Raw genomic sequence first — 25,651 nt, 5'->3', positions numbered from 1 at the left:
AATGAGGGTTACATCTTTATACATAGACAATTACAAACTGCTAAAAAAATTTACAGTCAATTTCAGTAAAGATGTCTCAATACTGATCGGGATCAATGGTTCGGGCAAATCAACCATACTGGAGTGCATAGCGCAAATATTTAGTGATGCGTTTTTAAAGGAGAAATCTAAATTTGGATTTAAGCTGGTTTATAAAATTAAGTTGGAAGAAATTCTGGCGCACACAGCTAAAATCAGTGAATTCAAAACTGAATTCATACAAGTGGAAATTTCCGCCAATGGGAAGGATGAGGAGCTCTCGTTCAAAGTATTATCCGGGGAAAATGTTTTCGAAAAAGAAATTGATATTGAAAGACACTTTGGCTCTATTGAGAAAATATTGCCAAGCAATATCGTGATCTATTACTCCGGAATTTCGGAAGTAATGAAAAACATTTGCATTCCTCATGACAAAAGACTGTCACTCGGATTCAGAAAGGGAAATACAAACATTCAACGACCATTTTTCTATTTTGAACCCGACTTATTCCAAATCATATTACTGACCCTCCTATCCTATGAATTCGGAGATATTCCAGATTTTCTGCTGCAACGAGCTAAGATAAAAGGAGTACAGAGTATTCGCATTTCCTTAAAAAAACCTACATGGCGGAAAGGGAAAATCGAAAACTGGTGGGGCGCTGAAGGAGAAGTAAAAGTATTTCTGGACTATCTGAACGAGATCGGATCTCCTCTATTATTAGACGAAATTACTAGAAATACAGAATCAAATGGAAACATTATCATTGAGGCCTGGCAAAATGAAGTTTTGAATATTACCATCCTGGGCCAGAAAAAACTGTTTGAGATCAGAGAATATTTCGTTGAGGAAAAGACGCTTTTCAAAATCCTTAACACTTTGATTATTGACGGTTTTACGCCTGAAATTTCATTTTCTTTTATTCAGCAAGATGAAGGAGAGTCAAAGATTTTTAAACAATTGAGTGAAGGAGAGCAGCAAGCAATTATTATTAGAGGGCTAATAGAACTTGTGAATAATGAGAATACGCTTTTTCTATTTGATGAGCCAGATACCTACCTGCACCCTTCCTGGCAACGAAATTTTATCGACAGCATCAGTAAGTTAGCGCTAGTAAATGAACAAGATAAAAGTCAGTTCCTGATCACTACCCATTCGCCTCAGTTGCTGAGTAACGCAGATCCTTCGATTTGTGATGTGAAGATCATGGAGGATGGTGAAATTGTGGAAGTAACGCCGAAGTATTATGGTAGGGACATAAGTACCATTCTTTACGAGATGATGGGTGTTGAACGTAGAAATAAAAAAGTAGCGAAGGCATTAAGCAACCTGTTTAATTTGATTGAAGATGAAGATGTAGAAAACGCTAAAACAGTGTTCTACAAACTTTCTGAATTGTTAGGAGAGGATGATCCCGCAATAGTCAGAGCTAAAATTCAATTGGATTATTTACAAGAAGATTAGATGAAGTACATTTCTAAAACCTCAGAACCAAATTCTTTGCTTCGTCACAGAGCTAAACCATATTCCAGTTTTGATAATATTTCTCTTGACGATAAAGAAGAGTTAAGACAAAGTCTGTTAAGCGAGCAGGGATGCATTTGTTGTTATTGCACGAAGAGAATTCCCGAAAAAATTGAAAAAGATGGAAGGGTCAGCTATGACATGAAGGTTGAACATTATAAAAGTCAGGAACATTTTACCGCCTTACAACTTTCTTATACCAACTTACATGGTGCGTGTACGGGAAATGAAGGCAAACCAAAGAAACTTCAAACCTGTGATACAAAGAAAGGTAGCTTGGAAATAACGATTAAACTACTGTCCAACCAGCCAAATTGCGAAACACTTTTAAAATATAATTCCGATGGTGAGATTAGATCTGCTATTGACGATGTTGAAATCAATAGGCAATTAAATGAAGTTTTAAACCTGAATATGCAATCTTTGAAAGATAATCGTCAGGAGGTCTATACATTGGTACAGGAAAAAGTTAGAAATGAAAGCAAGAAATTCAGAAATGACAAAGCAAGTTTTTCCCATTTCCTGGAACAGGAGAAAATTAATTGGTCAGTGAGAACCGACAACAAACATAGACCTTTTTGCATGGTTGCAATTTATTATCTAAACAAGAAAATTAGACAGAATCAGAGTTAGACTTTGAAAAGACCCTTCAAATCCACCCCATACCTAATCCCCCAAAGCCAAAAACTCCCTCAAACACCCCCTGACCGCAACCGTCAACTCATACTCATCCACCGACAAAACGAACGTCTCAGACAGGTTGCAGAATTTCAGGAAACTTCCCAGCCTTTCGCCTTTCAGGTCGGTTACGCGGGAGAGCCAGAGGGTGTCCATTTTTTGCTGATATTGCTTTCGTCTGCTTTCGGCCTGTTGGGCTTTTGCAAGTCTTTTTTTGTTTTTGGCTTCTTTGCTGAATTTGTCATATATTATGGAGATCGGGGCTTATACTGTCATTTTGGGGGTCAGTGTGGCATAATCGTGTCCATTCTTTCAAAATCACCCATTGGAATTCCCCATGTTCGGTAAGGCTCATGTTTGCGCTCGTATCTCGTCCAGTGCCACAAAGTCGTTGCTCAATGCCAATTCAATCAGCCTTTCCGGATTTCAGCTTTTTCGTGGTAATAAGACGTTTCCACCCCTCCACAACGTCAAGGAGTAGGATGTGTGGATTTTGGTAAGACCCATTCAATTGGTATAGTTATTGTACACCGCTAGCAATTAATATCCACCAACGAAAAACCAAAAAATGAAAAATGTGAAAAATTTGGGACTGGCTTTGTTTGTAATTTGCAGCCTTACGTATTGTACCAGCAAGAAGGATACCGCCGGGGAACAGGACAGTACCAGTGCTGTTGAGGCAACTGAGGATACCCAGGAGATGGCTGAGGATAGTGCCAAGGCTGAGGGTGATGATCCTAAATTAGTATACGACCTTGTAGAAAGCATGTATGGTGGTATCGCAGTAATGAAACAGGGGGAAGAAATGGCGTCCTCTCCTGCCATAAAAGCACTAGCGAAGAAACTTGACATGGCGCATACAAAATTGACAGAGGAAATGAAGGCGCTGGCCATGAAGAAAAACTGGACGCTTCCAACTGGCGAATCTGTTGACGATAAGGAAAAACGCGATGATCTTGCGAAGAAAACGGGTTCAGATTATGATAAAGCGTGGCTGGATGCATTGGAAGATCGTCATGAGACTAACATCGGTAAATTGGAAAAAGCTAAACCAGAAGATGCTGACCTGAAAATGGCTGGTGAAAAAGGTCTTCCAAAAATTAAGGAATTACTTTCAGAGATAGAAGCAACTGAAAAGACTATAAAATAATTGTAGGTAATTACTTTCAAAAAACGAGGATGTCTCAAACAAAATGAGACATCCTCTTTCGTTTATATAAATAATTTAGAAAACCTGTTTGAATTTATTCAATCTAATCTAATGGGTTAGAATTTATAAGATGGATTTATTAAATTGAATCCTCCGCTCGGACTTCGACAAGCTGTCATTGAAGCTTGTTATAAATGGTTGATTAATAGAAACTTACATCATAAATCGAATTTCGACTGCGTCGGCAGTCCGATCCGCTTAATCTGACAAACACTTTAAGCGTCACTGCGGCGGCGGACCGCTCCTATTGTTTTTTACGAAGTAAATTACCCCTCTGGCTGACATACATAATTCAAAATGGCCTAGTGTTATTTTCAAAGTGCTTATTGAACACAAAATAGTTACTCAGCCAGGCTCCCAAAACCTACTCCCTAACCGCCAAAAACTCTCTCAAACAACCCCTCACCGCAACCGTCAGCTCATACTCATCCACCGACAAAACAAACGTTTCCGACAGGTTGCAGAATTTCAGGAAACTTCCCAGCCTTTCGCCTTTCAGGTCGGTTACGCGGGAGAGCCAAAGGGTGTCCATTTTTTTGTGATATTGCTTTCGTCTGATTTCGGCCTGCTGGGCTTTTGCAAGTCTTTTTTTGTTTTTGGCTTCTTTACTGAATTTGTCATATATTATGGAGATCGGGGCTTATACTGTCATTTTTGGAGTTAGTGTGGCATAATCGTGTCCCATTCTTCCAAAATCACCCATTGGAATTCCCGTATCAGAACGAACGAATTCCTATTAATAGAATAAAAACACCCTGCCGGCGGTGCTGACAGGGTGTTGATATTTTTTTCAACAAATAGAACATAGGTACCAGACTATTTTGTAGACCTGGCATCATATGGCCGGGCTTCGTAGGCTTGATTTTTAATCAATTTTAAATGATTAAGTTCAGGAACGACAATCACTGAACCGTCTGGAATGATACCGCGGGCTATCCAATTTTGAACCCGTGCCACAGTCACATTATATTTTTTCGAGTAATCCGAAATGGTTATCCACTCCGACAGATCATACTCTTTTTCCATGATCGTCAGCTTGCTGCGGGTAAGAGCCATCAGTTTTTGTTCAGTAGCCAGTATACTTGCTTCAATTTCAGCAGCCGTCTTTCTTTTAACTAGTACTTCCATAAGTTATTGAGATTATAGCAGGATTACCCGCCGTGTTATTGTTTTTTTACAATTTCAAGAGTTTCCCTTAGTTGTTTTACAAGCTCAATTAGTTTTTGGTATGTTTCTTGACTCATATCGTCAGGTGTATCAATCAGGTCCCTTTCGTGTTCATCGATCGCTTTTTCGATCTCTTCAATTACTTTTTCCTTCCTGGTTTTGCTCATTTAGTTTTCGGTTTGCCAACAAGTAAACGTACAATTTGTTTAATAACTAAACAAATTTCGAATTCAATTTTGTGAAAAAGTGAGAATTAAGAGCCTTCCCAACCCTACTCCCTAACCGCCAAAAACTCTCTCAAACAACCCCTCACCGCAACCGTCAGCTCATACTCATCCACCGACAAAACAAATGTCTCCGACAGGTTGCAGAATTTCAGGAAACTTCCCAGCCTTTCGCCTTTCAGGTCGGTTACGCGGGAGAGCCAGAGGGTGTCCATTTTTTGCTGATATTGCTTTCGTCTGATTTCGGCCTGCTGGGCTTTTGCAAGTCTTTTTTTGTTTTTGGCTTCTTTGCTGAATTTGTCATATACAATCGAGATCGGGCCTTTTACTGTCATTTTTGGAGTCAGTGTGGCGTAATCATGTCCCATTCTTCCAAAATCACCCATTGGAATTCCCCATATCCCGGGTGGGGCTTCAATAGATATTTTAACTTTTTCCGGAACCTCCGCTTTGAGGAATTCCTGCTTGAAACGACTCTCTGTCCAGGCTTTGACGACCACTTCATTGAGTATTTTTACATCAGGCAACAACTCCACGATAAGCTTGTTATCCGTTTTGGAAATAACGAACTTCTGTGAAACATAACCTACGCACGATACAATCAGGCTATCGCCACTATACGCAAAAATTTGAAATGCGCCCAGACGTGTAGTAGTGGTAATCATTTGCCTGGAAGTATTCCTGACTGCTGCGGATGCAATGGCCTCGCCTGTGTTTTTATCTGTCACAAATCCCGTTGTCAGCCATTGTGCGTGTGTTGTGAAAGCTATTAAATTGAATAGAAGAAGAAATAGAGGATGTTTCATGACAAGGATTTATCTTTTTAGTTAAGATGCTCAATTGCGTATGTTTACGCCTGCATCTTTCCTATTGTTGCAGCTTTAGCCAGGATGTGTATATTGTTCATTAATCACAGCGGATTTCTGATGAAATATGGCTGTCTTTAAAAGCAGTATCTTTTACTGATTGCGCAGGCCCGGCGAAAATGGGGCATGCCTGGTGCGGGGCGGGGGGGCGTGAGGCAAGGCAGTGGAAGCTTTTTTTCGCTGTGATTTTTTTGCGATCCGCCGCGGTCAAGAAAAAATGTAGAACAATTGAATGCCCGTATCAAGGTTAAAGATTTGCTTTTTGGCTCACTTAATTAAAAGATCGAAAATATTTATTTGTACATAGTTTGACAAGTTGTCATTTATTAAAGTGTTAATTATCAGTAATATGAATTTTATTTCCCGGCCATCGACAGGCTCGGGCTGACATACATCTTAGAAAATCTGAAATAGAAATAAAGGCCATTTTTAGCCCTCAATACTAACCAAAGCCACTCCCTACACCCCCCGTCTCAAAATCTTCTCCATCTTCCTACCGTTCGCCAACTCATCAATGATCTTATCCAGATATCTAGCTTTTTGCGTCAAAGGATTTTCGATTTCCTCTATACGGTAGCCACAAATCAAACCGGTAATGAGGTGTGCATTCGGGTTTAAATTTGCATTTTGAAAGAACGTTTCAAAGGTTACTTTCTGGTCGATCTGGTCTTGTAGTTCCTTTTCGTTGAAGCCTGTAAGCCATGTTATTACCTGGTGCAATTCTTCTATTGTCCGGCCTTTCCTCTCTACTTTTGTAACATAGTGCGGATATACAGTAGCGAAGGTCATTTTTGCGATACGTTCATCGTGAGCGGCGGTAGTATTCATTGCTTTTACAATTGGTTTAAAAACTGACTTATTCCTCGATTAATGCTAAGCGAATTTAACAGTTTTTCCACTCAGAATGAAAAAACCACGCTTTTGAGGCGTGGCTATTATTTCTTTTAATGGTGGCCAAATCCTACTTTTTTCAGCCAGTTGCTTGATAACGTCCATGGCCCTGTCCCAGGATTCTGACATCATTTCAAAATATTCGGGATCCATATCGACCGTAACGTCCAGTCGCGTTTGTGGCCCATCCTTTACTAATTTGTATGTCTCCTTTACGCCTTTCATATTTTTTGCATCCTTACTCTCAAAGTCTTCCTTGCCGTTCATGAGCATGCCATCATATTCGATTACGAGCTCCTCATGCAGTTTATTAACGATAATTTTACCAATAATCCCGCTTTCCGAATCGTCCTTGAAAATAGCCTTGCTTCCCACTTGCCAATCGGTATATGCCTGCGTGCCTTCGCTGAATTCAGCAAACCAGATCTTATTTAATTCCTGGGTAAAAAGTACCTCCCAAACTTTCTCTGCGGGTGCATCAATCGTGATGGATTTTTCTATTAGTTTCCAGTTCATATTATTTCATGTTTTTGATTTATATTACAAAGACAAAGAAGTAAGGAATATCCGGACAGGAAGGGAAAAATTTTGTACAATTGAATTTTCAATGCAATGATTATTTATGTCTAGAGTTTTTAATACGGTCGCATTTAGACGATCTTGTTAACGCTGAAAACAGGCAAAGTTATTGAAACCGGATAATAAGTTAGGTTTGTATTTATTTTTTGAACTTTGTATGTTCACCGGTTCTATCTTACAAAAACGCTAAATAATTTAATTACCCCCAAAATGAAAAGAGCAATTTTGAGTTTAGTCGTTTTTTGTTTTTTAGCTTCCATTTCAATCGCACAAGATATCGTCCGTATCCGGAATGTAGAGAAAGGGAGTTATCTGAATATCGAATCGGGGACGGTGCAATCAACGGAAATAAAACCTGGCTGGCTTAGTGCAAGGTGGGAATTGATCAAGGTTCAGGAAGGACAGTTCAAAATCAGGAATTCGTGGAAGAAGACATTTTTAAATATAGAAGAGGGCACTCTTCAGTGTTCTGAAATCAGGGATGGCTGGCTTAGTGCAAGATGGGGAATCCGTAATATTGATGGCACCAATTCTTTCATTATTTATAATATCTGGAAACCAACACTTCTAATAAACATTGAAACCGGAAGCCTGGCCTGTTCTGAAATAGGAGAGGATAGGCTGAGTGCAAGGTGGAACCGGGAAGATGTGGGTGCTAAGCCTGTCGGTAATGATCGGCCGGTATCCGATACGGGAAATAATAATTCACTTAATATTCAGGAAGTACTTGCAGCACATAATGCGCTGCGTATAGAGGTGGGAGTTCCTCCGCTGGTTTGGTCGTCCGAACTGGCTGGAAAAGCCCAGGGATGGGCAAATGTAGTTGCCAAAAAGAATATGGGAAATAGCTGGGTGCTGGAGCATTCCGGGCCAGCAGAGAATATTGCAGGAGGTATTGTTAATGGGGATTCGCCGGCAGAAAGGGTGCGACTCGGCTGGGGAGAGGGAGAAAAAGTAAATTTTGACCGCAACACCAGAAAATGTATTCCAGGGAAGGTTTGTAGTCATTACACACAGATAGTATGGAGAACTACCACCGAGGTAGGATGCGCGGTAACAACAAATACTAACGGCAAATACATTCTGGTGTGTAATTATAATCCGGCAGGCAACTTCAAAGGCGAGCCCGCGTATTAAATTTAGCAGGTTCTTATTCTACGTAATTTGAAACTGCACATTAGCCTGGGCGGGCCGGATAATTTACCGTTTAATGGATAGTATAAGGTTTGTAATAAGACTTTGCGTCCAATATTTGCAGGTAAATACTAAGCACAACAGATGAGTAACCGCATCTTAAAGGATTTCCACAAACCCATCCGTCCCATTTACCCGAATTATCTGTCCATCCTTAATCAACGTTGTAGCATTTTCCACGCCAAAAACCGCAGGCAAGCCATATTCACGGGCGATGACTGCGCCGTGGGTCATGAGTCCGCCTACTTCGGTGACGAGGCCTTTGATGGATACAAATAAGGGTGTCCAGCTTGGATCGGTAAATTTGGTGATTAGTATATCTCCATCTTCCAATTTAGCATTTTCCATATTCAGTATCACCCGTGCCCGTCCCTCTATTACACCAGAAGAAACAGCCAGACCAACAATTGCATTGGCAGGTAGATTTTCGCGTTTGTAAGCTCCGGTAATGATTTCACCCTCAGACGTGATCACTCGTGGCGGTGTCAATTTTTCAAAAGTTTTGAACTCTTCTTTTCGGTTGCCGATAAGTTCATTGTCAATGTTGTTGGTGCGTACGGCTTCACGAAGTTCTTCAAAGTTCAGATAGTAAATATCTTCTTCTTCATAAATAACGCCTTTTTCTACGAGCCGTTTGGCTTCTATCAGTAATGCTTGCTTATATAAAAAATATCGACTGATCATGCCGTATTTTGGATATTCACGATACCCCGCACAACTCCGGATTAAGTCGATTTTTTGTTTTGTTTCTATTGCTTTTTCCTCACCATCAGGTAATTGTCTCAATCGGTGAAGTAAATCCTGTTCCATTTTCAAAGCTTCCTGTTTGCCCTTTTCAAATTTCCGTTTGCTTTCACCCGGTTCAAAATTTTTAATGTTGCCAAGAATTATAGGCACGAGTGTTAGCGGATTTTCACTCCAACGCGTTTTTGTAATATCAATTTCCCCGGCACACCGCATTCCATATTTATCAAGAAAAGCGACAATGGCCGCCTGACTTTCTTTTCCGCCGCGAAACCCGGGCAATTCATGTAAAAAAGTGTGTTCCGAGCGACTGGACGATGACGTGTTTTCAGTACAATTTCCGTTAACCTTTAACCATTCGGCCCGGTCCCGGACTTTTAACCGCTCTAAAAATTCCACTACTTCCGGAAAGCCCCTGATAATATCAGCTACATCCAATAAGGCCAGTCCCATTTCCGAAGTAATATTATTTGGTGCAGATTGGGCAAGTGTATCTGCCGCATTTTTCTCGCCTAGCCATTCGCTCATTTTCTCATTGATCCACGAAGAAGCATTCATGCCGGTCATAATCACGCCAAAACTCTGTGGTTCAGCCATGATCTTTTTCAATTCTTCGATATCGTGCAGAATAAAATCAAACAGATCTGATCCTGATTTAGTCTGGATATTTTCCTTTAAGGCTGCTAACGAAATTTGATTACTTCTGATCAAACCGGAAACAATTTGGTCGGCGACACCGGATGAATATTCGTTGAGTGTTTGATAATTTCTTGACAAGACATCATTATTGCTTTTATCAGGAGCCGTTTCTTTTTCATAACCCGGCAACGATTTCATAAAATCTTCCCGCGCTATAATAGTTGTCAGCGCGTCTTTGATTAGCGGATCTGACTTTCCGAGGGTTACATTTACAAGCGTTTCTCTACCAACGGGTGAAGCCAGCATGGGTGTAATATCAACAAATAATCTTCCGCCGGCAGTACGCATATGCGCACGAGTCGTTAACATCCAAATAGACAATCCCAACGGATTGAAAGCATCAGTCATCATTTGTTGATGACCAACCGAAACATATACATGCGGTTGTTCATCATCTGGTTCCGGAACCGGAAATAATGTGGTGATTGGCCTGCTCTGCACAATGTAAAAAGTATCGTCGGCGAAACACCATTCGATATCCTGAGGCTGACAGAAATGGGCCTCAATTTTTCTTCCAATGCGTTCTAGTTCCAGAATTTCTTCATCCATAAGCGATTGGATATTTTGCTGATCCTGCACGATCTCTTCCTCCTTTGTACCGCCTTCTATCAAAGCAGAAACCGACAGTTTTTTTGTCGAAATTTTCTTGCCAATAATGTTTCCTTCGCGCACTTTGTAATTGTCAGCATTCACCAATCCCGAAACCAATGCCTCGCCTAATCCAAAACTGGCATCAATGGACACGACTTTTCTATTGCCATTGACAGGGTCGGCTGTGAACATAATTCCTGCTACTTCGGGAAAAATCATTTTTTGAATGACAACGGATATGGAAACCTCATAATGGTCAAATCCATTTTGCAGACGATATATTACCGCTCTATCGGTATATAGCGACGCCCAGCATTTGCTGATGTGTTTCAGAATTGCTTCCCGACCAATAATATTCAGAAAAGTGTCCTGCTGTCCCGCAAATGAAGCAATTGGAAGATCTTCCGCCGTTGCACTGGAACGTATGGCATATGCATGTGTTTCTCCAAATTGTTGAAGATGTAGGATAATTTCATTTTCAATATCCTTTGGAATGGCGGTTTCTTCGACCGACTTGCGAATTTTTGCACTGATTTCGCTGATCGCTTTTCTGTCATCGGCTTTTAGAGTGGCTAATTGATCGAGCAGGAGATTAATTGTTTCGCTGTTCCCGATCATTTTTTTAAATGCTTCGGTAGTAATGCAAAAGCCGTTCGGTACTTGCAAACCTTCAATTCGGGACAATTCGCCTAAATTGGCACCTTTGCCTCCGACCATTGCAAGCTTTGTTTTGTCGATTTGCTGGAAACTGAGTGTATAGATGCTCATGATTATTTCATTTTAATCCTCCATTCTCTTGCTAATGTGAGTGTATCCGTGGCACGGCTGATTCACCAGTCTTTTACGAACTTTATGGATCAGCCTTGCCACGAATTATCAACCAACAAAACCTTGATTGGTCACGATATAATTATTTAGTGTTGAGTTTATCCGTCTCCTCATTCATTATTTGAATCGCTTTCGCAAAATAAATTTCAATAACCATACTCTCCTCGTCCGAAAACGAAGCGATCAATTCTTCTGATTTGCTTCGGAATTCTTTGTAAAGCGGAGCCAAAAGCGCCATGATATTTTCTGTGTTTGGTATAATGAATACCTTCCGTCTGTCATCCGCGGCAAATTGTCTTTTTACCAAGCTTTTCTTTTCAAATCTGTCTATCAAACCAGTCACAGCACCAGTAGTCAAACCAGTCAAAACTGAAAGCTCACCGGCAGTCATCTGCCCTTTTTCGATGAGAAATCCCAGGTATTTATGATCAGTGCCCGAAAGTCCTACCTTTCTCGCTACGGCTTCGTGCATTTGAATAGATGAGAACGCGTAGAGCTGGCTTAGTTTTCTAACTTTCCTGATCCGGTCATCATTCATATTATATCTTGATTAATAAGTATCTTAGTTGCAAAGATAAAATTGAATTTGTGATCTGTCCAAATAATTTTTGGAGAATTTATTGAAACGCTGTTTTATAAAAAACACTGTATAATGAAGTTGGTGTATCAATTCATAGAAGTGAAATTTCGGCGGGTATCTGCAGAAGTAGTGATTTTAAAATGTTGAGGGTAAGATTCCTATCCTGAGATCGGTATTCATGCCGACATATCGGATCAGCAGGTGTTTGAAGATCATGCCGTACAAGACTAAAGACTTTGAAGCCGTACCTAAGACATCAAGTCCATCAATGTAATTTTATTACTTGCTTGCAACTTGTGTTATCCAACATTTACCTCAATCAAATCAATTCCAAGGACTTCTTCAATCCTTACGATTGTCTCAATAGTAAAATTGCTGTTACCTTTCACCCAGGAATTTACGGTTTGTGGTGTTACATGTAATTTCTCAGCCAAATCTTTTTGGCTCATGCCAAGCGTACGAAGTTGTCCCAATATATGAATTGCAATGATCCGGGATTTTTCGAGAGCTCTGGGATTTTCAGCTTTACGTGCCGCCCGATCTCTCCATTTACTTGATTCTGAGGCAGTCACTGCTTCTAATTTTTGTAGTATATCTTCTCTTGTTTGCATGATCATTCAAAGTCTATATAGCCCCAATCTTCTACGGTTTCAATATTCAATTCTTTTAAAAATCTGACGAGCGTATCCAGCTTTTTGAGCTCCTTTTTCAAATGGTTACGTTCGTTCATGCTCTTTGTCAGCTTTATGGCGCCACCTGAAATTATAAAAAAGTCGTAATTTAATCTGACGGCATAAATTCTAAGCCAGGATTTTGCGCCAGTTCCATAAGCCTTGCTTTTTTCTTTTTCAATTTTGATTGTAGCGGTTTTATCAAGGGGTTTAAAAATGTCTCCAAGTTTTTTATTTAAATTTTGCTTTTGCGCTATACTAATCAACTTCTTTTCAAAGGCGTCGGCCTCGGACATTGTAATAGAAACGGCTTGGCTTACTGTGCAGTATCCATAAAACTCTTTTACCAAATCCAGTGCATTTTCGGTAAAAAATGCCTCCAAATACTCCGGATCGTTCCAATAATTAAAAGTACGGTCATATTCATTTTCTTCATGGTCCTCAAATCTAGCCGCCCAAAGAGTTTCCGGAATGATTCTTACGAGTTCGATTATTCTCATTAAAATTTATAACCGTATTTTCTACGGCATGAATAATGTGTGTATCTGGTCAACTGATATTATCAACCAAAGCTAATAATAAATTCTCAAATCAGGTTATAACCTGATTTGAGAATTTAATGCTTTGCAAAAACGAATATATCCACTCTTACTCAAAAATGTCATGTGATAAAATGGAGACGGTTAATCTAACCATTCCTTACCCCGCTCGGCGTGTACCCGTAATGTTTTTTAAACGCAAATGAAAAATGGGACAAATTCTCAAACCCGGCTTCCAGATACACATCAACCGGTTTACGCTTCTTTTCGGTTAACTGATAATGAGCCAGTTCAAGGCGTTTTTGGGTTAGCCATTTTTGTGGTGTGGTGTAAAAGGCTTTTCTGAAATCCCTTTTGAAGGTAGTGAGGCTTCGTCCGGTGAGATAGCCAAATTTGTCAAGCGGCATATTGAACATGAAGTTCTTTTCCATAAACTCCACCAGATTGATTTTTCCGGGCTCTTCAAAGTTGCTGATAGCGTTGAATAAATCCTGATCAATGACCTGGAGAATTGAAATGGCTTCATCTACTTTGCCGTCTGCAATATGTTCCGGCACTTCAATTGTTAGATCGAAATAGGGGAGCAAAGAACTGAACAGGCTTTCTAGTAACGGATGCGTCTCTACTGGTTTTATTTCCATCTTTATGCCGGCAAAAACGTGCTTAAGATGATGCTTTAAAAAATACTGCTGCATGGCTTCCGGCGTAAAATAAACTGCCACCGATTTGTAAGGACGTCCATCCTTTGGTGCTTTTATAACTCTGGCGAGTTCAAGCCGTGGGAAAAAAATGGTGTCACCGGCTCCCATCACATACGTAATATCCGGCAGGATGATTTTCATCTCGCCGGATACCATTCTGATCAATGTGTTGCTTTGCACAATCAGGTCGTTGCTGTAATATTTTTCTTCGGTACAGGTAAGGAAAATATTTGCCTTTGAAACCGATTGTGTCGTATGCGTTATCATGCTGCAAATTTAAAGTTATTGGCCTCAGATGTTGCCAAAGTATGTATTCAAACAAGGTGATAGCCTTAAAATATTTTTGCCATGAATGCACGAATTAACACGAATGTTTAGCTGTCGGCCGTTACGGGGAAAAATTGCGATGGCAGCGACATTTATGCATTCGTGAAAATTTGAGTTATTCGTGGCTCCAAATCTATATTTTTAACGACCAAAGCGGTGTATTTCAATACTTACCCGGCTGAATATCAGCCATTATCGGTGCCGCCGCGGGTTTGAATCCATTGATCTCTATACCACCGTGCTGCATCACCGGGATCAGGTCTTTGTATTCTGAAAGAAATGTCAGTGGTGGTGATGACAATTTATCCAAAGATGCAATTTCATCAGCAGATAAATGTATATCTGTGGCAGCAATATTATCTTCCAATTGTTTCAAGGTTCTCACGCCAATAATAGTGGAAGTCACACCGGATTTGTTGTTTACCCATGATAACGCAATTGCGGCCGGTGTGGTTTCGTGTACTTCAACTACACGTTCCAGTTCATCAATGATGGCGAGTTGTTTTTCCGTCAGAATCATATCGCCGTTTCTTGCTTGCAAACCACCACCCACTTTCCCGTTATTTGCCCGGTTGTACTTGCCCGATAGCAGGCCGCCTTTTAGTGGAGACCAAGGTGTAATTCCCAGGCCCAGTTCAAGCGCCATAGGTACCAGTTCATCTTCCACAGTTCTTTGCAGCAGGGAGTATTCAATTTGCAAACCAATGAAGGGTGTCCAGTCATTCAGCATGGCAGCGGTATTGGCCTGTGCTATTTTCCAGGCCGGTGCGTCGCTTATTCCAATGTATAGGATCTTACCGCTTTTTACGGCGTTGTCCAGCGAACGCATAGTCTCTTCCATAGGTGTCAGAAAATCCCATGAATGTATCCAGTATACATCAATATAGTCCGTCTGCAACCGTCTTAACGAATGTTCCAGATTGGTTATCAGCGATTTATTTCCTGTTCCGCCCGTATTTGGGTTGCCTGGAAAAACGTTGTTGGCAAATTTGGTAGCGACAACCATCCGGGTTCTCAGCGACGAGCTTTTGCCCAATACATCACCGATAATTTTCTCCGAATGATTGTTGGTATAGATGTTGGCGGTGTCAATAAAATTTCCGCCTCTTTCAGTATATGCATGAATCATTTTTTCTGATTCTTGGGCACTGGCGCCCCAGCCCCAGTCTTCGCCGAAAGTCATTGTGCCAAGGCAAAGCGGACTAACACGCAAGCCTGATTTTCCCAGTGTTTTATATGATGTTAAAGACATTGTTTTTGTGGAATGTGAAAATGGTTAAAAGGTTAAAAGGTTAAGGCCAGGCGGCCGGTACCGTTAAAGATTGAAATGCGTGGGCACTGTCAGGCAGTTGGGCGGTGAAACGAGTAATCGGATAAGGTTATTGGTTCTGTCAGCAGTCCGTTAACCTTTAACCTTTTAACCCTTAACCCATTATTCCTTAACCCAAAAACTCGATTCCCGTCAGCTTTTCACTCAAAGCCCACAGTTTTCCTGCGCTTTCTGCTTCCAGGGAATAAGGCATAACGCCGAAGATTTTCGTTACTCCGTGTACTCGTTTGCGTGGGTCGGTGTTGGTGAGGTCTAGGTCTGCTACTTCTGTATTTTCACAGTAAACACCACCAATTTCATTCAGTTGCGGGCTTGTTGCGCACCAGACTGTGGTTGAAGCTCCTTGCGGGATGGATTTTCTGCCGGTTGACGGGTCGTAAATTACCTTCCCATTTTCGTCATAAACGCCCAGTTTTTGTAAATCTTCGGTCGAAAGTAATCTGCCTAAGTCCGTTTCAACTATGGCTCCCGGATGAAGCGAATAGGAGCGTATGCTGAATTCCTGTCCTCTTTTGTCCAGTTCCAAAGTGAAAAGTATATTGGCCGTTTTGGATTGTCCGTAACCCATCCTTGTCTCGTATTCACGGTTTTCAAAATTCGGGTCGTCAAAATGAACCTGCGAGAAATGGTGCCCCCATGACGAAACATTCACGACCCTTGCACCGTTGGCTTTTTTCAGAGCTTCCCAAAGTCTGGCTGTAAGCTGAAAATGCCCAAGATGGTTGGTGGAAAAATGTGATTCATAACCTCTCGCGTCCCTGTTTAATGGCACCCACATAATGCCCGCATTGTTGATCAGTAAATGCAGCGGCCGGCCGGAAGACAGGAATTTTTCTGCAAATGCATCAATGGAAGCCGGATCCATCAAATCCATCGATTCAATTTCTACATTCGCAATTCCTTCCAGATTCTTTTTAGCTTTTTCCAAATCCCTGGCAGGTACAATAATTGTTGCACCGGCAGCCACAAATACTTTTACAGTTTCCAGGCCGATCCCGGCATAACCACCCGTTACGATGGCAACTTTTCCTGTCAGATTTATCCCGTTGATGACTTCTTTTGAAGTAGAGGATGCTCCGAAGCCCGAACCTATTGGCTTTTGTAACGCACCTTGATAATTGTTTTGTCCCATTGTTTTATTATTTCGTTAGGACAAAAGTAGCTGGTCTTTCGGCGGACGACTTTGTTTAAACGGCTGAATTTACTTTGTTTAAACGGCCAATTTTTTCCTTAACTGGAATAGAAACTTAATGAGACACAAATTTTAGCCCTATGACTGAACTGATCAGCGTCACAATAAAAAGAATTCTCAGGAAGCTTGAAGGTTCTTTGAAGAAGAGAATACCAACTATTACAGTACCAACCGCGCCGATTCCAGTCCAAACGGCATAAGCTGTGCCAATTGGGATTGTTTTAAGTGCTCTGTCGAGCATAAACATACTGGTCATCAGACAAACGGCAAAAAGTACGTACCAATAATTCATTTCAGTACCCGAGCTCTGCCTGGCCTTTGCCATGCAAAAAGTACAACCTATTTCAAATGCTCCCGCGATCAACACAAATATCCAGCTCATAATTCATTTTGATTAGGGAGCAAAATTAGAGCTGCGAATTGTCAATACACTTTACCAATGTTAAATAATGAAGTAAGGGTACCGGGTCGCGCAGACCGGGTCACGCAGACCGCGTCAGGATGACCCAATCAACGTTTTGAGCGGATTCTGCTCAGGGTAACCTGTGTCATTCCTAAATACGAAGCAATCAGTTTTAATTGAACCCGTTTAAACAAAACAGGCTGGTTTTTTAACAGTTCGTGATAGCGTTCGACAGAACTTTTGAACTGGCGTGAAATCAGCCTTTTTTCAGTATCCACAAAAGATTTGTCCGCTAACCTGCGGCCCCAGTTCGCCAAGTGTATATCTTCATTGTATAGTTTTTCCAGATCATTTTTTTTAGCTGAAATAAAACGCAGTCTTCCAGAAGTTCAATGTTTTCGTAGCCCGGGAGATTGTCTACATAACTTTGGATCGAGAGCAGCGGGTCGCCTTCCTGTGCAAACCAAAAAGTTACTTCGCGATGCTCATGATAAACAAAAGCCCTTGCTATTCCCTGGCCAATAAAGTAAATGTTATTGTTGGTCTTACCTTCCCTGAAAAGGAAATCACCTTTACGATATTCTTTCTCTGTGGTAATTTCCCTGAGTTTTGCCAACGAAGTAATTGGGACCATCTTCACATCCGTAATGATCTTTTCAAAATTCATTCAAGTAGGAATAAAATTTATGGTTTGTTGTATGTCAAATTTAGTTGAGTAAAAATAGCAGTTATCTGTTTTGAATGTCACTTTTTAGCCTCCCTCTTATCAAGTTCCGCTTCAACCGGTACCACACTTTCTACATGCTTTTTAAATGCAGCGGTTAGTTCCGCAATGATCTCGGGATGCTTTTTTCCTATTTCAAATTTCTCTGACGGATCGTGTTCTAAGTTGTATAATAATGGCGGATTATGAGTCTCAGCGGGTTTTTGTGAATAAGAAGCATTCGTTTGAAAATGAGCTTTATATGCTCCTTTCCGAATGGCATAAAGTTGATTGGCATCGTAGAAATAAACAATATCAGTCACTTTATCGGTCTTACCTGTCAGCAGATCTTTGATGTTATTACCGTCCAAAGGCTTGTCTTTCGGAATTTCTACACCGGCCAGCCCAAGGATTGTCGGATAAAGATCCATGGAAGTCGCGACAGCTGAGGAAATTTGGTTTTTAACCGTTCCCGGCATCCAGGCAATTGCCGGAACGCGCATTCCACCTTCATACGTGGAGGCTTTTGCTTCATACAACAGGCCCGAAGAACCACCGTTTTCATCAATAAGGGATTTCATCAGCCATGGGCCGTTATCGCTTAAAAAGACGACAAACGTGTTTTTGTCCAGTTTCAGTTCTTTCAGTTTATTGAGCACTTGTCCAACACTCCAGTCCAGTTCTTCAACCACATCGCCATATGGCCCACGTTTGCTTTTGCCCGCAAAATCAGGCGAAGCGTGTAACGGAACATGTGGAAATGGGCTTGCATAGTAGATAAAAAATGGTTTGTTTTTATTTTTTGTGATCAGGTCAGTAACCTCGGCAGTGAAACGTTTGGTCAAAAGATTCTGGTCGGGTTCCGTCTCGAGCACTTTTTCATTACGGTAAAGTGGCAAAACGGGATTGTTTGATGTTACCGGGCTGCCTGGTCTGGGAGCCATAAACCCTTCTTTACCCATGTCATTGGAGTAGGGAATACCAAAATAGGAGTCGAAACCGTAGTTCAGCGGCAGGAATTGAGGCAACGAGCCAAGGTGCCATTTGCCGACAATAGCGGTTTGGTAACCTTTTCCTTTTAGCGCTTTGGCCAGTGTAGTTTCCCGGTGTGGCAGTCCGCTTGTTGAATTGGTAAAGAAAACTTTGTTTGCACTGTTTGTTCCAAAAACACCGTTTCGGATTGGTAATCGTCCTGTCAGCAGCGCCGCACGGCTGGGTGAACAAACATTGGCAGCCACATAAAACTGTGTAAAACGTGTGCCTTCCAAAGCCATTTTATCCAGATTCGGAGTTCGGATCGTTGGATGCCCGTAGGAACTCAGATCACCATAACCCAGGTCGTCGGCCAGAATAATAATGAAATTGGGTTGTTTGCCGGCTTGGGAAAAGCCCGTTTTCGCATTTAGCACTTGCGCAATCAGGAGGACTAAAAAAGTATATTTTTTCATTTCAATCGTTTATAAAAGACAATTTTTTATTTGGATGCAATCTCATCCGGCCATGCCACCTGTTTACCCGTTTTCTTGAAAACCGGAAGCTGGGCGTCCCATTTTTTTAATTGGGCCGTGAATAATCCCGCCAGTTGTTTCACCCTTTCCGGGTTTGCAGCAGCCACGTCGTTCAGTTCGCCAATGTCGTTTTTCAGGTTGTATAGTTCCAGTTTGCTTTTCCGGTAATCGTAGATCAGTTTCCAGTCTCCTTTTCTGAAAGCACTTGAAAAATGGATATTTGGCCCTTCGGAAGGAATCCAGCGGTTCGGGTGATGCCACACCAGTTCGCGTTCATTGTCGATAAGAGCAGGATTTTTCAGTACAGGCAAAAAACTTTTGCCGTCAATCTGCTGAACAAGTCCGGGGTTTTTTATTCCGGCAATATCCAGGATGGTCGGAAAGAAATCCTCAACGATCACGTATTGCTCAGCAACAGTTTGCGGCTTCACTACACCCGGCCAGCGCACCAGCATTGGCTCACGTATGCCACCTTCATAAACCGAACCTTTACCTGCTTTTAAAGGTAAATTGTGCGTCCACGCTTTTCCGCCGCGTGCAGGTGTTGTACTCAAACCGCCATTGTCGGACATGAAAATAATGACCGTATTGTCTGCCAGTTTTTTATCATCCAGAAATTTCAAAACATCACCAAGACTTTTATCCATTCCTTCGATCAGCGCAGCGTATTTTGCTTCCGTGCTGTCTAATCCTGCTTTTAAGTATTTGTCTGTAAAACGTTTATCAGCATCCAGCGGAACGTGTACGGCGTAATGTGCGAGATATAAAAAGAAGGGATTTTTCTCTGAAACTGGTTTTTCAAGTGCCTTTAATGCCTCTGTTGTAATGGCATCACTCAGGAAAACATCGGTTCCATGATACTTTTCAAGTCCCGGAACTGCATTGCGGTTTGACTTTCCGTTTACTACTTTATCATAATTGTTTTTACCCAGATAACTCGCTGGATGTCCAATCTCATTTCCAGCAATATTGACCTGAAAACCAACATTGACCGGATTGGAACCGGGCGTTCCTGCCGAACCAAAATGTGCCTTTCCGCTGTGCACGGTGTAATATCCGTTCCCGCTGAGTATTGCAGGCAACGCTGTTCCATAAAACGTATGAGGAACATTTGCAACCGGACTAAAACCATTGATGTTCCAGTCCACAAAGTTGAGTGTCGTATCGGCATAATCCGTATTGGTGTTCTGGTTGGGTGACGTCCAATGCGTTACACGGTGGTGGGCCGCATTCACGCCGGTCATCAAACTCACACGGGTAGGAGTGCAGACCGGCATGGCGTAAGCGTTGGTAAATTTCATCCCTTCCCGGGCCAGCCGTTCCATGTTGGGTGTATGATATTTCTTGTTCAAATCCGTAACCCTGGTCCAAAACGGAACAGAAGTATCCTGCCAACCCATATCATCAACCAGAAAAACGATGATGTTTGGTTTTTGAGGTTTTTGGCTTTGGGCGGATAGAAAGTGGACGGATATCAGCAAAATCGCCAACATCATTAAACCTCTAAACGGAGGTACGAACTGATTCATTTTTACAATCGCAAGTGTTTAAGTTTAAATTGTATTACTGTGCAATATCCTGACACTCTCCTTACTTATACCCGTCATTCTGCTTCAAATTTGGATTGCGGTCGATTTCGCTTTGGGGCAGCGGGAACAGAATCTGATAATCAAAGGCTACTTTGCCTCTGCCTTTTGCCAGTTCTATGAATTTTCCGTGACGGATCAGGTCCTGGCGGCGTAATTCTTCGGTGAAAAATTCCCAGCCTCTTTCTTTCAGAATATGCGCCCGCAAAAGATCTTTTGAAGCAAATTCTGCCAGCTTTATCGCATCAACTCCCGCTTTTAACCGAACCTGATTGATCAGCTCAATCGATTCCTGTGTCGGGCCGTTCAATTCATTTAATGCCTCAGCTTTACTTAAAAGAATATCGGCATAACGAACTACCGGGAAGTCATTTCCCATATCAGCCGCCGTTGCCGGAAGGTCTTCTTCGAACTTGAAACTGCGCTTATCATCCTGTCCGAGTACAATATGTTTACCGCTCAGGTCATCATATTCAGTCAAAAATACCCCACGACGCTGGTCCTTTGGATCAAATGAATCGTAAAATGCGGAGAGCGTTTTGAACTGCGTGGCGTAATTTGCCTTCGCTGCACCCTTGAATTTATAGTTTGGTGGCGCTGCATGCGGAAGGTAATTGGTACCAAGTCCGGGCTGTGCAATATGAGGCCTCACATAAATAAACTCACTGTTTTTTTCGTTCGCGATCTTGAATAGATCAGCTCTGTTGGTGGCATTAAAAAGGCTGTATGTATTCAGGTCGATCACCTTTTGTGCAGTTTCATTTGCTTTTGCCCAATCCTTGTTATTCAAGTAAAACTTGGTCAAAAATGCAAGTGCCGCACCTTTGGTTGCACGTCCGTACTGCTTAGGCGTAACTGGTAAAATTTCACTCACCGCAGTCAGTTCGTCCGTTACAAATTTGATAAATTCCTCTTTCGTAGCGCGTGACGGACGGTCTGCGCTGTTGCTTATACTGCTGGTAATGATTGGGGTAGGCCCGAAAAGGTCGTATAAATAAATGTATCCGCTTGCACGCAGAAACCTTGCTTCGGCCACGATCTGTTTTTTCTTTCTTCATCGAAATCAATTGTCGGAACATTGTCGATTGCGACATTTGCCCGGTAAATCCCGCTGTAATAACGCGTCCAGCCAACATCGAAAAACTCGTGTGACGCATTCCAGGTAAAATCTTCCAAAGGTTGTGCCAGTCCCCGAAGCCCGCCTTCACGGATAATGATCATGTCGGTAGTTACTTCGGCCATCACGAAAATATTCCTGAATCCATCGGTTCCCTGTTTCTGTTCAAGCGAATAGGCTGCGTTCAGAAGTGCTTCGGCGTCGTCGGCCGTTTTGAAGAAATTATTGGGGCCAAAGGAGGAAAAAACCTGTTCTTCCAGCGGCTTGCTGCACGATAGTACGTTCAGCAGTAAAAATATATATATTAATTTTTTCATTGTTTTGATCAGGTTAAAGATTGATACTCAGGCCGGCTGTGAAGGTGCGCGATAACGGAAATGCGTTATAATCCGCCCGGACGTTCGAAGTTCCAAAAGCACTTACTTCGGGATCAAACCCAGTGTATTTGGTAATCGTAAACAAGTTTTGCGCTGTTACATATACCTGTACCCCACGAACACTTTTCCACTTTCCGGTAGGAAAATTGTAAGTCAGCTGAACCGTTTTCAACCTCAAATAGGACGCGTTTTCCACGGCGCGGCTGTTCACGTTACTCGTATAAGAAACTGCAACGGGGATGGCAGAGGAATTTTTATTGGTCGGATTGGTCGGTGTCCAGCGATCCGTATAAGTTTCTTCCAGACGGTTTCTGCGGAATGAAATCGGGTTTTCGGATTCTGTACGGTTCAGGTTGAACATTTTGTTGCCTTGTACGCCCTGGAAGAAAAACGAAAAGTTGAAGGATTTGTAAGTAATATCGTTGTTGAGCCCGTAAGTGAATTTCGGGAATGGAGAGCCAAGAATGGTCCGGTCGGCCGAATTGATGGTACCATCCTTGTTAACATCCCGGTATTTGTATTCACCCGGGCGCGATAATGGTTGCGCCGATTTGGCAATATCGTCTCCCTGCTGAAAAACCCCATCGACGATATACCCGTAGTAGGCATTCAAAGGATCACCTTTGCGAATGATGGTAAAATCATTGGTGAAGCCGGCCGAACCACCCAGAATGAGGGGCAATGTTCCAAGATCGGTCACTTTGTTTTTGACAACTGAGAAATTTGCCGACGACCGCCATGTGAAAGGCGCTGTAATATTGATCGAAGTCAGACTGAATTCAAAACCGGAATTTTTTAAACCACCCACATTTTTAAAAGTAGAAGTGAAACCGGTCGTGCGCGGAATCGGAAGTTGCAGGAGCAGGTCTTTTGTTTGTTTGTCAAAATAATCGACGCTACCCGTCAGTCGGTTTTCAAACAAACCAAAGTCCACACCCAGATCGAGCTGGGTCGTGGTTTCCCATTTCAGATCCGGATTCGGGAGCTGCGTTGTCGAAATCCCTACATAAGGCGTTCCGTCAAAAATGGCCTGTCCCTGTGGCCCAAGCAGCACCAATGAATTATAACTTCCAATGTCCTGGTTACCGGTCAATCCGTAACTGGCACGGAATTTCAGGTCAGTAATCGTATTAATGTTTTTCAGGAAAATTTCGTCTTTTAATCTCCATCCCAAAGCCACGGAAGGGAAAATACCATACTTTTTGTTGTCACCAAACCGGGAAGAACCATCGGCTCTGATCGATGCAGTTAACAGATATTTGTCATACAGATTGTAATTAACGCGTCCGAGGTAGGAGAGGAGCTGATTTTTTGTGCGGCCCGAACCCAGAGAAAAAGTGCTTTGCGAGCCAGCGCCAAGGTTGTCGGTCAGAAGTGCATCCAGCGGAAAATTTTGTGCACCGGCAGAAAGTGAGCGAACCTCAAATTCCTGGTAGGTGTAGCCGCCAAGTACTTCAATCTGGTTGTTTTTATTCAGTGCTTTGTTATAGCGGGCCGTAAATTCGATAAGGCTGTTGCTCGAATTGCTGGTCAGTACACTCGCAACACCTTTCGTTCCCTCCGCTCTTTTTGTCAGACGTGACGTAAAAATATCCCGGCGCGAATCCTGGCTGTCAGTACCAACATTGATCTTGGCTGATAATTCCGGCAAAAAGAAATATTCGGCGAACACACAGCCGAAAGTCCGGTTGGACGATGCGAAATCCTTCACTTCATTAGCAAGTCCGAGCGGGTTTTCCAGGTTTACAATTTGCGTTTGTGCCCAGGTTCCGTTCGCATTTTTGATAGCCAATGTCGGATCCTGGAAAATGGCCGTATTAATAATACCTGCACCCTCATTCACACTTACGCCGTTTGGCACAAAATCATCTTTTACATTACTGGAATTCAGGCTCAAACCGAATTTGAATTTATCATCGGTGTAATTCAGGTTGACACGGCCCACGTATTTTTTGATCCCCGAACTAATCACCACACCCTTCTGGTCCAGATAATTAAGGGAAGCGTAATAGCTGAATTTATCCTGGCCTCCTGAAAAACTCAGCTGATGATTCTGAACAGAGCCAGTTCTGAAAATCTCCTTTTGCCAGTCGGTTCCGTTGCCGATCTGCGCTATTTGTTCGCTTGTGAATTCGGGCTGTTGTTTCTGATCAGCACGTAGGTCATTGAGCAGACTGATGTATTGTTTTGCATCCAGCATCGGTACTGTTTTCGCCACTTTGGAAACACCGCCTGATACTGAATAATTAACGTTCAGTTTTCCCTTCGTTCCTTTTTTTGTTGTGATCAGGATTACGCCATTCGCGCCGCGCGAGCCGTAAATTGCCGTTGCCGAAGCGTCTTTCAGTATTTCTACGGACTCTATATCATTGGGGTTCAATGCGTTCAAAGGATTTCTAGGGGCAGATTCCGTTACTACCGTAGAGCTTGGTACCACAGCAGAATTGTTGATCGGCAGACCGTCAATCACATAAAGCGGCTCATTGTTAGCGTTGATCGAATTCGCACCACGGATCCGGATCGACACACCTCCGCCCGGTTCGGAACTGGCCTGCGTAACCTGCACACCCGCAGAACGGCCGGAAATAAGCTGGTCAACGGAAGTCTGGACACCTTTGTTGAAATCCCGGCTGTCCAGCGAACTGACGGAACCGGTAATGTCCCTTTTCTTTTGCGTTCCGTAACCCACCACGACCAGTTCATTCAATTGGCGGGTGTCATCACTGATCTGGACATTGATCTGCGTTCTGCGTTTTACAGGAATTTCCTGTGAAAGATACCCGATTGCTGAAAAAACAAGAATTGCGTCCTCACCAGCCTGAATTTCATAAACACCTTCTGCATTTGTAGACGTCCCGGCCGTACCATTTTTAACCAAAACATTGATTCCAGGCAAAGGAGACTGGTCGTTCGGTGATGTTACCTTGCCCGAAATGTTCTGCGACTGCCCAAATCCGGCGTAGCTTATAAGAAGCAACCCGGCGATAAAGATTTTTAAGTGTTGGGTTTGGAAAGATTTAAACATACCTCATTTTAATTAATTGCTTGATTGGATAAAAGATAAACTATATAATGAATGGATTAAATAGACAATTTGATCGTAACGTATTGCGTGTTGGTAAAACTTTAACGAAGTGACATACAATGAAGATTAAAATTGGAATGAAGCCTGAGAGTAACAATGGCCGTTTAATTATAATCTTCCAGGTATTGTAATACGAAACTGAATAATCTACTTATTTGATAGACAAAGTAACTTTATAAGTTTTAAATTACCTAGAATTTTATTTATCTAAATAATAATATGGAACTAAAACAGGGTAAAATCAGATGGCGCTGCAAACAATGGGTAGGCTGGGGAGATGATTGATTTTACCGGTTACTGGAAGAGCATTAAAGTAGT

General features: G+C 42.1%; 24 protein-coding genes. 4 read left to right on the top strand and 20 right to left on the bottom strand.

Features of this window, described 5'->3' with window-relative positions; all coding sequences use genetic code 11:
- The first annotated feature begins 1 nt into the window (after nucleotide 1).
- The 3 genes from KZC02_RS08705 (at nucleotide 2) to KZC02_RS08695 (ending at nucleotide 3,371) form a co-directional block, all read left to right on the top strand.
- Nucleotides 2–1,483 (top strand): AAA family ATPase, encoded by a 1,482-nt coding sequence (locus tag KZC02_RS08705; RefSeq protein ID WP_221393745.1) that lies wholly within the window; start codon nucleotides 2–4, stop codon nucleotides 1,481–1,483.
- Nucleotides 1,484–2,176: a retron system putative HNH endonuclease gene (locus KZC02_RS08700; RefSeq protein WP_221393744.1), complete on the top strand. Its 693-nt coding sequence runs from the start codon at nucleotides 1,484–1,486 to the stop codon at nucleotides 2,174–2,176. It abuts the gene before it with no gap.
- A 613-nt stretch (nucleotides 2,177–2,789) separates the two neighbouring features.
- The gene (locus KZC02_RS08695) at nucleotides 2,790–3,371 is read left to right on the top strand and encodes a DUF4142 domain-containing protein (RefSeq protein ID WP_221393743.1); all 582 of its coding nucleotides are present in this window, start codon (nucleotides 2,790–2,792) and stop codon (nucleotides 3,369–3,371) included.
- A gap of 876 nt (nucleotides 3,372–4,247) precedes the next feature.
- On the opposite strand, the gene KZC02_RS08690 is transcribed toward KZC02_RS08695, so the two are convergent.
- The 5 genes from KZC02_RS08690 to KZC02_RS08670 all read right to left on the bottom strand — a co-directional run bounded on the left by KZC02_RS08690 (nucleotide 4,248) and on the right by KZC02_RS08670 (nucleotide 7,095).
- On the bottom strand, nucleotides 4,248–4,559 hold the full coding sequence (locus KZC02_RS08690; RefSeq protein ID WP_221393742.1) for a hypothetical protein: 312 nt from the start codon (nucleotides 4,557–4,559) through the stop codon (nucleotides 4,248–4,250).
- Nucleotides 4,560–4,594: 35 nt separating this feature from the next.
- A complete protein-coding gene (locus KZC02_RS08685; RefSeq protein ID WP_221393741.1) occupies nucleotides 4,595–4,765 on the bottom strand; it encodes a hypothetical protein in 171 nt (56 codons plus the stop codon).
- Between the two features lie 104 nt (nucleotides 4,766–4,869).
- A complete protein-coding gene (locus KZC02_RS08680; protein WP_221393740.1) occupies nucleotides 4,870–5,628 on the bottom strand; it encodes a carboxypeptidase-like regulatory domain-containing protein in 759 nt (252 codons plus the stop codon).
- Between the two features lie 519 nt (nucleotides 5,629–6,147).
- On the bottom strand, nucleotides 6,148–6,516 hold the full coding sequence (locus tag KZC02_RS08675) for a DUF2200 domain-containing protein (RefSeq protein ID WP_221393739.1): 369 nt from the start codon (nucleotides 6,514–6,516) through the stop codon (nucleotides 6,148–6,150).
- Nucleotides 6,517–6,561: 45 nt separating this feature from the next.
- Nucleotides 6,562–7,095, bottom strand: coding sequence for an SRPBCC domain-containing protein (locus KZC02_RS08670; RefSeq protein ID WP_221393738.1), 534 nt, complete (start codon nucleotides 7,093–7,095; stop codon nucleotides 6,562–6,564).
- A gap of 273 nt (nucleotides 7,096–7,368) precedes the next feature.
- On the opposite strand from KZC02_RS08670, the gene KZC02_RS08665 reads away from it, so the two are divergent.
- The gene (locus KZC02_RS08665; protein ID WP_221393737.1) at nucleotides 7,369–8,295 is read left to right on the top strand and encodes a CAP domain-containing protein; all 927 of its coding nucleotides are present in this window, start codon (nucleotides 7,369–7,371) and stop codon (nucleotides 8,293–8,295) included.
- A 156-nt stretch (nucleotides 8,296–8,451) separates the two neighbouring features.
- Here the strand turns inward: KZC02_RS08665 and ppsA are convergent, their stop codons facing one another.
- The 15 genes from ppsA to KZC02_RS08590 all read right to left on the bottom strand — a co-directional run bounded on the left by ppsA (nucleotide 8,452) and on the right by KZC02_RS08590 (nucleotide 25,273).
- Nucleotides 8,452–11,154: a phosphoenolpyruvate synthase gene (gene ppsA, locus KZC02_RS08660; RefSeq protein ID WP_221393736.1), complete on the bottom strand. Its 2,703-nt coding sequence runs from the start codon at nucleotides 11,152–11,154 to the stop codon at nucleotides 8,452–8,454.
- A gap of 142 nt (nucleotides 11,155–11,296) precedes the next feature.
- Nucleotides 11,297–11,752, bottom strand: coding sequence for a MarR family winged helix-turn-helix transcriptional regulator (locus tag KZC02_RS08655; RefSeq protein WP_221393735.1), 456 nt, complete (start codon nucleotides 11,750–11,752; stop codon nucleotides 11,297–11,299).
- Nucleotides 11,753–12,093: 341 nt separating this feature from the next.
- Nucleotides 12,094–12,405 carry a helix-turn-helix transcriptional regulator gene (locus tag KZC02_RS08650; protein ID WP_221393734.1) on the bottom strand — a complete coding sequence of 104 codons (312 nt, stop codon included), beginning with the start codon at nucleotides 12,403–12,405 and terminating at the stop codon, nucleotides 12,094–12,096.
- Nucleotides 12,406–12,407: 2 nt separating this feature from the next.
- Nucleotides 12,408–12,965 (bottom strand): hypothetical protein, encoded by a 558-nt coding sequence (locus tag KZC02_RS08645; RefSeq protein ID WP_221393733.1) that lies wholly within the window; start codon nucleotides 12,963–12,965, stop codon nucleotides 12,408–12,410.
- Nucleotides 12,966–13,153: 188 nt separating this feature from the next.
- Complete coding sequence (locus KZC02_RS08640) at nucleotides 13,154–13,972, bottom strand: helix-turn-helix domain-containing protein (protein WP_221393732.1); 819 nt, start codon at nucleotides 13,970–13,972, stop codon at nucleotides 13,154–13,156.
- 223 nt (nucleotides 13,973–14,195) lie between these two features.
- The gene (locus tag KZC02_RS08635; protein ID WP_221393731.1) at nucleotides 14,196–15,284 is read right to left on the bottom strand and encodes an aldo/keto reductase; all 1,089 of its coding nucleotides are present in this window, start codon (nucleotides 15,282–15,284) and stop codon (nucleotides 14,196–14,198) included.
- Between the two features lie 187 nt (nucleotides 15,285–15,471).
- Nucleotides 15,472–16,494, bottom strand: a complete 1,023-nt coding sequence (locus KZC02_RS08630; protein WP_221393730.1) for an SDR family NAD(P)-dependent oxidoreductase — start codon at nucleotides 16,492–16,494, stop codon at nucleotides 15,472–15,474.
- 115 nt (nucleotides 16,495–16,609) lie between these two features.
- On the bottom strand, nucleotides 16,610–16,936 hold the full coding sequence (locus KZC02_RS08625; RefSeq protein ID WP_221393729.1) for a multidrug efflux SMR transporter: 327 nt from the start codon (nucleotides 16,934–16,936) through the stop codon (nucleotides 16,610–16,612).
- A 128-nt stretch (nucleotides 16,937–17,064) separates the two neighbouring features.
- A complete protein-coding gene (locus tag KZC02_RS08620) occupies nucleotides 17,065–17,235 on the bottom strand; it encodes a hypothetical protein (RefSeq protein WP_221393728.1) in 171 nt (56 codons plus the stop codon).
- A gap of 14 nt (nucleotides 17,236–17,249) precedes the next feature.
- A complete protein-coding gene (locus KZC02_RS08615) occupies nucleotides 17,250–17,624 on the bottom strand; it encodes a Crp/Fnr family transcriptional regulator (protein ID WP_221393727.1) in 375 nt (124 codons plus the stop codon).
- Between the two features lie 77 nt (nucleotides 17,625–17,701).
- Entirely contained in the window at nucleotides 17,702–19,108 is a 1,407-nt protein-coding gene (locus tag KZC02_RS08610; RefSeq protein ID WP_221393726.1) for a sulfatase, read from the bottom strand.
- 26 nt (nucleotides 19,109–19,134) lie between these two features.
- Entirely contained in the window at nucleotides 19,135–20,697 is a 1,563-nt protein-coding gene (locus tag KZC02_RS08605) for a sulfatase (RefSeq protein WP_221393725.1), read from the bottom strand.
- A 61-nt stretch (nucleotides 20,698–20,758) separates the two neighbouring features.
- Nucleotides 20,759–21,790: a RagB/SusD family nutrient uptake outer membrane protein gene (locus KZC02_RS08600; RefSeq protein WP_221393724.1), complete on the bottom strand. Its 1,032-nt coding sequence runs from the start codon at nucleotides 21,788–21,790 to the stop codon at nucleotides 20,759–20,761.
- Nucleotides 21,703–22,188 (bottom strand): hypothetical protein, encoded by a 486-nt coding sequence (locus KZC02_RS08595; protein WP_221393723.1) that lies wholly within the window; start codon nucleotides 22,186–22,188, stop codon nucleotides 21,703–21,705. The genes KZC02_RS08600 and KZC02_RS08595 overlap by 88 nt, the downstream gene beginning before the upstream one ends.
- Before the next feature lie 13 nt (nucleotides 22,189–22,201).
- Nucleotides 22,202–25,273, bottom strand: coding sequence for a TonB-dependent receptor (locus KZC02_RS08590; protein ID WP_221393722.1), 3,072 nt, complete (start codon nucleotides 25,271–25,273; stop codon nucleotides 22,202–22,204).
- Nucleotides 25,274–25,651 lie beyond the last annotated feature (378 nt).

The sequence above is a fragment of the Dyadobacter sp. NIV53 genome (assembly GCF_019711195.1).
Classification (GTDB): domain Bacteria; phylum Bacteroidota; class Bacteroidia; order Cytophagales; family Spirosomataceae; genus Dyadobacter.
This window is presented reverse-complemented; position numbering and strand designations above follow the sequence as displayed.

Excerpts from the sequence above, each read along its gene's own strand:
- KZC02_RS08705 (WP_221393745.1), top strand. The coding sequence starts at position 2 with ATGAGGGTTACATCTTTATACATAGACAATTACAAACTGCTAAAAAAA.
- KZC02_RS08700 (WP_221393744.1), top strand. The coding sequence starts at position 1,484 with ATGAAGTACATTTCTAAAACCTCAGAACCAAATTCTTTGCTTCGTCAC.
- KZC02_RS08695 (WP_221393743.1), top strand. The coding sequence starts at position 2,790 with ATGAAAAATGTGAAAAATTTGGGACTGGCTTTGTTTGTAATTTGCAGC.
- KZC02_RS08690 (WP_221393742.1), bottom strand. The coding sequence starts at position 4,559 with ATGGAAGTACTAGTTAAAAGAAAGACGGCTGCTGAAATTGAAGCAAGT.
- KZC02_RS08685 (WP_221393741.1), bottom strand. The coding sequence starts at position 4,765 with ATGAGCAAAACCAGGAAGGAAAAAGTAATTGAAGAGATCGAAAAAGCG.
- KZC02_RS08680 (WP_221393740.1), bottom strand. The coding sequence starts at position 5,628 with ATGAAACATCCTCTATTTCTTCTTCTATTCAATTTAATAGCTTTCACA.
- KZC02_RS08675 (WP_221393739.1), bottom strand. The coding sequence starts at position 6,516 with ATGAATACTACCGCCGCTCACGATGAACGTATCGCAAAAATGACCTTC.
- KZC02_RS08670 (WP_221393738.1), bottom strand. The coding sequence starts at position 7,095 with ATGAACTGGAAACTAATAGAAAAATCCATCACGATTGATGCACCCGCA.
- KZC02_RS08665 (WP_221393737.1), top strand. The coding sequence starts at position 7,369 with ATGAAAAGAGCAATTTTGAGTTTAGTCGTTTTTTGTTTTTTAGCTTCC.
- ppsA (WP_221393736.1), bottom strand. The coding sequence starts at position 11,154 with ATGAGCATCTATACACTCAGTTTCCAGCAAATCGACAAAACAAAGCTT.
- KZC02_RS08655 (WP_221393735.1), bottom strand. The coding sequence starts at position 11,752 with ATGAATGATGACCGGATCAGGAAAGTTAGAAAACTAAGCCAGCTCTAC.
- KZC02_RS08650 (WP_221393734.1), bottom strand. The coding sequence starts at position 12,405 with ATGCAAACAAGAGAAGATATACTACAAAAATTAGAAGCAGTGACTGCC.
- KZC02_RS08645 (WP_221393733.1), bottom strand. The coding sequence starts at position 12,965 with ATGAGAATAATCGAACTCGTAAGAATCATTCCGGAAACTCTTTGGGCG.
- KZC02_RS08640 (WP_221393732.1), bottom strand. The coding sequence starts at position 13,972 with ATGATAACGCATACGACACAATCGGTTTCAAAGGCAAATATTTTCCTT.
- KZC02_RS08635 (WP_221393731.1), bottom strand. The coding sequence starts at position 15,284 with ATGTCTTTAACATCATATAAAACACTGGGAAAATCAGGCTTGCGTGTT.
- KZC02_RS08630 (WP_221393730.1), bottom strand. The coding sequence starts at position 16,494 with ATGGGACAAAACAATTATCAAGGTGCGTTACAAAAGCCAATAGGTTCG.
- KZC02_RS08625 (WP_221393729.1), bottom strand. The coding sequence starts at position 16,936 with ATGAGCTGGATATTTGTGTTGATCGCGGGAGCATTTGAAATAGGTTGT.
- KZC02_RS08615 (WP_221393727.1), bottom strand. The coding sequence starts at position 17,624 with ATGAATTTTGAAAAGATCATTACGGATGTGAAGATGGTCCCAATTACT.
- KZC02_RS08610 (WP_221393726.1), bottom strand. The coding sequence starts at position 19,108 with ATGAAAAAATATACTTTTTTAGTCCTCCTGATTGCGCAAGTGCTAAAT.
- KZC02_RS08605 (WP_221393725.1), bottom strand. The coding sequence starts at position 20,697 with ATGAATCAGTTCGTACCTCCGTTTAGAGGTTTAATGATGTTGGCGATT.
- KZC02_RS08595 (WP_221393723.1), bottom strand. The coding sequence starts at position 22,188 with ATGAAAAAATTAATATATATATTTTTACTGCTGAACGTACTATCGTGC.
- KZC02_RS08590 (WP_221393722.1), bottom strand. The coding sequence starts at position 25,273 with ATGTTTAAATCTTTCCAAACCCAACACTTAAAAATCTTTATCGCCGGG.